General features: G+C 64.8%; 6 protein-coding genes. 2 read left to right on the top strand and 4 right to left on the bottom strand.

Annotated elements, in window-relative coordinates:
• Positions 1 to 104: 104 nt before the first annotated feature.
• A complete protein-coding gene (recJ, locus tag M2S36_RS12725) occupies positions 105 to 1,814 on the bottom strand; it encodes a single-stranded-DNA-specific exonuclease RecJ (protein WP_207829527.1) in 1,710 nt (569 codons plus the stop codon).
• Between the two features lie 8 nt (positions 1,815 to 1,822).
• The gene (locus tag M2S36_RS12720; protein ID WP_013971198.1) at positions 1,823 to 2,365 is read right to left on the bottom strand and encodes a YaeQ family protein; all 543 of its coding nucleotides are present in this window, start codon (positions 2,363 to 2,365) and stop codon (positions 1,823 to 1,825) included.
• Positions 2,366 to 2,497: 132 nt separating this feature from the next.
• On the opposite strand from M2S36_RS12720, the gene M2S36_RS12715 reads away from it, so the two are divergent.
• Complete coding sequence (locus tag M2S36_RS12715; RefSeq protein ID WP_063911461.1) at positions 2,498 to 3,697, top strand: CaiB/BaiF CoA transferase family protein; 1,200 nt, start codon at positions 2,498 to 2,500, stop codon at positions 3,695 to 3,697.
• Positions 3,698 to 3,717: 20 nt separating this feature from the next.
• The gene (locus M2S36_RS12710) at positions 3,718 to 4,590 is read left to right on the top strand and encodes a TIGR02285 family protein (protein WP_333957231.1); all 873 of its coding nucleotides are present in this window, start codon (positions 3,718 to 3,720) and stop codon (positions 4,588 to 4,590) included.
• 255 nt (positions 4,591 to 4,845) lie between these two features.
• Here the strand turns inward: M2S36_RS12710 and M2S36_RS12705 are convergent, their stop codons facing one another.
• Both M2S36_RS12705 and M2S36_RS12700 read right to left on the bottom strand, forming a co-directional pair.
• A complete protein-coding gene (locus M2S36_RS12705) occupies positions 4,846 to 5,127 on the bottom strand; it encodes a DUF3509 domain-containing protein (RefSeq protein ID WP_063911459.1) in 282 nt (93 codons plus the stop codon).
• Positions 5,128 to 5,206: 79 nt separating this feature from the next.
• Positions 5,207 to 5,626 (bottom strand): response regulator transcription factor, encoded by a 420-nt coding sequence (locus M2S36_RS12700; RefSeq protein ID WP_207829529.1) that lies wholly within the window; start codon positions 5,624 to 5,626, stop codon positions 5,207 to 5,209.
• Positions 5,627 to 5,758 lie beyond the last annotated feature (132 nt).

The following is a 5,758-nucleotide window of genomic DNA, read 5'->3' as shown; positions in this document are numbered from 1 at the left end:
GCATGGCACCGGCTGCGCCGGTGTTCGCGGGTAAACCCGCTCCCACAGGGATATCACAAGGCCTGAAGGCAATGAGGTACCTGTGGGAGCTACGGTACTTGCAGTCAGCGCGGCTCCATGTGGGCAATCATCAGCTGCACACTTTCATTACCACGAAACTCGTTCACATCCAGCTTGTACGCCAACTCGACCCAACGCACCGTCGGGTTCGGCCACACTTCGCGGTCGACACCGAAGGCAATGCCATCCAGCCGCACCGAGCCGCACTCACTCTTGAGCACCACCTTAAGGTGCCGCTCGCCCACCACGCGCTGCTCCACCAGCTGGAACACGCCATGGAACAGCGGCTCGGGGAAGTGCTGCCCCCACGGCCCGGCATGGCGCAGGGCCTTGGCCAGGTCGAGGTGGAACTCCTCCACCGCCAGGCTGCCATCGGACAACAGGCGCCCGGTCAGGTCCTCTTCACGCAGCTGGCGTCGCACTTCTTCGTCGAACGCCTCGGCAAATGCCGGGAAATTGGCTTCAGGCAACGACAAGCCCGCCGCCATGGCGTGGCCGCCGAACTTGCTGATCAGTTGCGGATGACGCGCCGCCACGGCGTCCAGGGCATCACGAATGTGGAACCCCGGCACCGAGCGCGCCGACCCTTTGAGCATCCCCTCGCCAGCGTCGGCGAAAGCGATGGTCGGCCGGTGGTAACGCTCCTTCAGGCGCGACGCCAGAATACCGATCACCCCCTGGTGCCAGTCGGCATCGAACAGGCACAGGCCATATGGCATCGACTCGACCGGCAGGTCCTTGAGCTGCGCCAGGGCCTCGCGCTGCATGCCCTGTTCGATGGACTTGCGGTCCTGGTTCAGGTCGTCCAGTTGCCGGGCCATGTCCTGGGCCAGGGCCGCGTCTTCACACAGCAGGCATTCGATGCCCAGGCTCATGTCGTCCAGGCGTCCGGCAGCGTTCAGCCGTGGGCCGAGGATGAAACCGAGGTCGGTCGAGGTGATGCGCCGGTGATCGCGACGGGCCACTTCCAGAATGGCCTTGAGCCCCGGCCGGGCGCGGCCGGCGCGAATGCGTTCGAGGCCCTGGTGCACCAGAATGCGGTTGTTGGCGTCCAATGGCACCACGTCCGCGACGCTGCCCAGGGCTACCAGGTCGAGCAATTCGCCGATGTTCGGCTGCGGCTGCGTTTCGTAGCGTCCCAGGCTGCGCAGGCGCGCACGCAGGGCCATCAGCACATAGAAGATCACCCCTACCCCGGCCAGCGCCTTGCTCGGGAAACTGCAGCCCGGCTGGTTGGGGTTGATGATGGCGTCGGCGTCGGGCAACTCCGCGCCCGGCAGGTGGTGGTCGGTGACCAGCACCTTGAGCCCGGCGGCCTTGGCGGCTGCCACACCGTCGACGCTGGAAATGCCGTTGTCCACGGTGATCAGCAGCTGCGGCTGGCGTTGCAGCGCCACCTCGACGATTTCCGGGGTCAGGCCGTAACCGTATTCGAAGCGGTTGGGCACAAGGTAGTCGACGTGGGTCGCGCCCAGCAGGCGCAGGCCCAGCACGCCGACAGTACTGGCAGTGGCGCCGTCGGCATCGAAGTCGCCGACGATGAGGATGCGCTGGCGCTGGTCGATAGCCTCGACCAGCAGATCCACGCCGGCCTCGATGCCCTTGAGCTGCTGGTACGGCAGCAGGCGCGCGAGGCTTTTGTCCAGCTCGGCCTCGCTTTGCACGCCGCGCGCGGCGTACAGGCGGGTCAGCAAGGGTGGCAGGTTACCCAGGAATGGCAGGGTCGGCGGCAGCGGGCGAGGTTCGATACGCATGGGGGGCTTCAGCCACGCTCACCCAGCAGCCACTCCAGCTGCACTTCGTGCTGGCCACGGTCGTCGGTGACAAACAAGGTGCCTTCGCTGATCATCACGTCCCACTTGATGGTACGGGGCATGTCGGTGGCGAGGGTTTCCAGCACCTCCTGCGGCACGGCAGCGATGCTCAGGTTCTTCAGGCCCTTGACCGCATCTACCACCTTGTTCTGCCATACACGCAGGCTGCCGTAGGCCAGCAGGCTGGTGCGCTCGGTGCGGCGCGAGCACCAGGTCAGCCGGTCGGCGTCCGGCTGGCCCACTTCAATCCAGTGCAGGATGCGATCGTCCAGGCTCTTTTCCCAGAGCGCCGCTTCGTCCACATCGGACAGGCCACGGCCGAACGACAGGTTTTCGTTGTACCACAGGGCGTAGGCCAGCAGGCGCACAGCCATGCGTTCTTCGGTTTCCGAAGGGTGGCGGGCGATAGTCTGACGGACGTTTTCGTACACGCCGCGGTCGAGGTCGGTCAGGTTCAGTTCGAATTTATAGGTGGTGGACGGCTGGGCCATGGTCGACGGGCTTCTTGCGCAAAGAAAAGTGGCACAGTCTAACCGATACTGCCCTTCGTTGCCCCGCAGCAGTATCTGCCGCTTCGGACCTATGATAAAACCACGCATCTGCCCAGCTGCCACGGATGCCCCATGACTACGCCCAGCAAACCCCTCGCCGGCCTCAAAGTTGTCGAACTCGGCACCCTCATCGCTGGCCCGTTCGCCTCGCGCATCTGTGCCGAATTCGGCGCCGAGGTGGTCAAGGTCGAATCGCCCGATGGCGGCGACCCGTTGCGCAAATGGCGCAAGCTGTATGAGGGCACCTCGCTGTGGTGGTTCGTGCAGGCCCGCAACAAGCAGTCACTTACCCTCAACCTCAAGCACCCCGAGGGTCGCGAGATTCTCAAGCGCCTGCTGGCCGAGGCCGACATCCTGATCGAGAACTTCCGCCCGGGCGTGCTGGAAAAGCTCGGCCTGGGCTGGGATGTGCTGCACGCGCTCAACCCGCGCCTGGTTATGGTGCGCCTGTCAGGCTTCGGCCAGACCGGGCCGATGAAGGACCAGCCGGGCTTCGGCGCCGTGGGCGAGTCGATGGGCGGCCTGCGCTACATCACCGGTTTCGACGACCGCCCACCGGTGCGCACGGGCATTTCCATCGGTGACTCGATTGCTGCCCTGTGGGGGGTGATCGGCGCACTGATGGCGCTGCGGCACCGGGAAGTCAACGGCGGCCAGGGCCAGGTGGTGGACGTGGCCCTGTACGAAGCGATCTTCGCCATGATGGAAAGCATGGTCCCGGAGTTCGATGTGTTCGGCTTTATCCGCGAACGCACCGGCAACATCATGCCGGGCATCACGCCCTCCTCCATCCACACCAGCGCCGACGGCAAGCATGTGCAGATCGGCGCCAACGGCGATGCGATCTTCAAGCGCTTCATGCAGGCCATTGGCCGCACCGACCTGGCCGACGACCCGACCCTGGCCACCAACGATGGCCGCGACCTGCGCCGTGACGAGCTGTACGGGGTCATCGACCGCTGGGCCAACAGCCTGCCGCTGGAGCAACTGATGCAGGTGCTGAATACCGCCGAAGTGCCGGCCAGCCGCATCTATTCGGCCGAGGACATGTTCAACGACCCGCAGTACCTGGCACGCGAAATGTTCCTGCAGGCCAAACTGCCGGACGGCAAGCCGTTCCGCATGCCAGGCATCGTGCCCAAGCTGTCGGACACCCCCGGCTCCACCGAGTGGGTCGGCCCGGCGCTGGGCGAACACACCGAGGCGCTGCTCGGCAGCCTGGGCTACGACGCGGCGGCCATCGCCAGCCTGCGCGCAGCAGGCACGGTCTGAACCTGGCACTGCCCTGGTCCATGCGCGCTGCCCGTTGCCTACGTCACCTGATCCTGCTGTGCGGGCTGCTGCCCGCATTGCTGCAGCCTGCAAGCGCCAAGGAGCGCATCTTCTGGCTGGTGCGTGACCTGCCGCCGTTCACCATTTTCGAAGGGCCGGGAAAAGGCCAAGGGGTGATCGACCAGCTGTTGCCCCTGCTGATCGGGCAGATGCCCGAGTACGACCACAGCATCGTGCGGATCAACCGCGCCCGCGGTATCCAGATGCTGCAGGACCCGAAGAGCTTCACCTGCGACCCGACCCTGCTGTGGACACCGGAGCGCGCCGAGTATGTGCGGTTTTCCATGCCCTCCCTGGGCGTGCTCAGTGGCGGCCTGGTGCTGCGCAAGGACAGCGAGACGCTGGTGGCTCCTTACCTCGACGGCCAAGAGGTAGACCTGCATGGCCTGCTGAGCAAGACCCCGCTGAAGCTGGGGGTTGTCGCCGAGCGCAGCTACGGCACGCAGATCGACGCCATCCTGCGCCAGTTACCCGACACCGCGCTCAGTCGCCACTACGGCAACGACGCCACCGCCAACCTGCTGCAGATGCAACAGCTGGGGCGCCTGCGCATGGTGCTCGGCTACTGGCCTGAAGTGCGCTACCTGGTCGAGCAGCAAGGCGGAACACTGGCCGACTACCGGTTTCATCCTGTACGGGGAGTGAACCACTACCAGTTTCTGCATGTAGGCTGTTCGAACAGTGAGCTGGGGCGTGAGGCGATTGCGCACATCGACCAGCTGCTGCCTGCCCTGCGCCGGGATGTGTTGCCGGGGCTGTATGCACGCTGGCTGGACCCGGCGCTGCAGGAAGACTACCTGGAAGAGAGCAAGCGCTTCTTCGAAGGCCATTGATCCCCTCTGTTCCGGCCCTATCGCCAGCAAGCCAGCTCCTGCCTCGACCGCACCAACCTCAAGCCATGTGCAGTACCTGTGGAGCTGGCTTGCCGGCGATAGTACCGGTGTAGGCAACACAAAAAAAAATAAACCCCGGGCGCTGGGGAAACACGCCCGGGGCCAAGCGAAAGCCCTTGGGGGCTTCCCGTGACAGCCCTGCCAGCGCCGGAGCAAAGCACTGGCTGACTGCCCTTGCTACTTCTGAAAAGCCACTCAGGCAAAGGTTCCATGGGGTTGCTGGCGTTGCTGCAGCGCCGCGATCACGCAGGGTTGCAAACGCCCTTCGGCGATCTGCAGGTCACGGTGCAGGCCATCCACCAGATCGATCAACAGGCGTTGCTCCTGCAACTGGCGCTCGCTGACCGTGCGCCGCAGGGTGATACCGGTGAGGCGGTCGTGAACGGTCAATTGGCGATTACCCTGGGCATCGGCGACGCCGAAGTGGGTCTGATAGGGGGTCAGGGCTTCGTTGAGCAGTCTGCAGATTCTTTCCATCCGGATCACTCGCTGCGTGGTGGGATATAGAGGAACTGACCAACAGACGCAGCGGAAAGTTCGTTACACCGCGGCTGCTTCAGTGAGCATGCTGGGCGGACGTGACAGTTTGAATACGCCGCCAGGTGCTTACCTGCACTGCTTGCAGGGCACGCTGCAGGCGTGGCATCGACAGCGGCCAGGGCAGCTCGGCGAGCACCCACAGCCCGCGGCTTCTGGCCTCTTGGGCAAGGTTGCGGCGCCTGGGAGCAGCCTGGCCGACAAACAGCAAAGCGCGTGTTCGGTGCTGCTGTTCGAGCACGGCAAGCCCGGCCCGGGTTGGCATGGCGTGGTCAAGGATCAGCAAGTCGGGGCGGCGATCCGCGCTCAGGCAGGCGTCGAGGTCTGCGCTGGTTTCGCTGATGCGCACATGGAACATGCCCTGGGCGTTGAGGGCCTGGTGCAGGAGGATCTGGTGGGATGGGCGAGCCTGGTGGATCAACACGTAGGGCTGGTGCATGAGCCGCTCCTGATGGGAGGACCGGCTAATTTAGACTTTGCCCTGGGCGGCCTGAATAGGATGTTTCTGATGGAGCAGTGGGAAGATTCGGAGAATCAGGGCTGCTCCGCAGCCCATCGCCGGCAAGCCAGC

This window comes from Pseudomonas sp. SF2, assembly GCF_036858055.1.
GTDB lineage: Bacteria > Pseudomonadota > Gammaproteobacteria > Pseudomonadales > Pseudomonadaceae > Aquipseudomonas.
Note: the sequence above shows the minus strand (reverse complement) of the source record. Positions and strands in the feature narration are given on the sequence as shown.

Coding starts and splice junctions, on each gene's coding strand:
- recJ (WP_207829527.1), bottom strand. CDS start 1,814: ATGCGTATCGAACCTCGCCCGCTGCCGCCGACCCTGCCATTCCTGGGT.
- M2S36_RS12720 (WP_013971198.1), bottom strand. CDS start 2,365: ATGGCCCAGCCGTCCACCACCTATAAATTCGAACTGAACCTGACCGAC.
- M2S36_RS12715 (WP_063911461.1), top strand. CDS start 2,498: ATGACTACGCCCAGCAAACCCCTCGCCGGCCTCAAAGTTGTCGAACTC.
- M2S36_RS12710 (WP_333957231.1), top strand. CDS start 3,718: ATGCGCGCTGCCCGTTGCCTACGTCACCTGATCCTGCTGTGCGGGCTG.
- M2S36_RS12705 (WP_063911459.1), bottom strand. CDS start 5,127: ATGGAAAGAATCTGCAGACTGCTCAACGAAGCCCTGACCCCCTATCAG.
- M2S36_RS12700 (WP_207829529.1), bottom strand. CDS start 5,626: ATGCACCAGCCCTACGTGTTGATCCACCAGGCTCGCCCATCCCACCAG.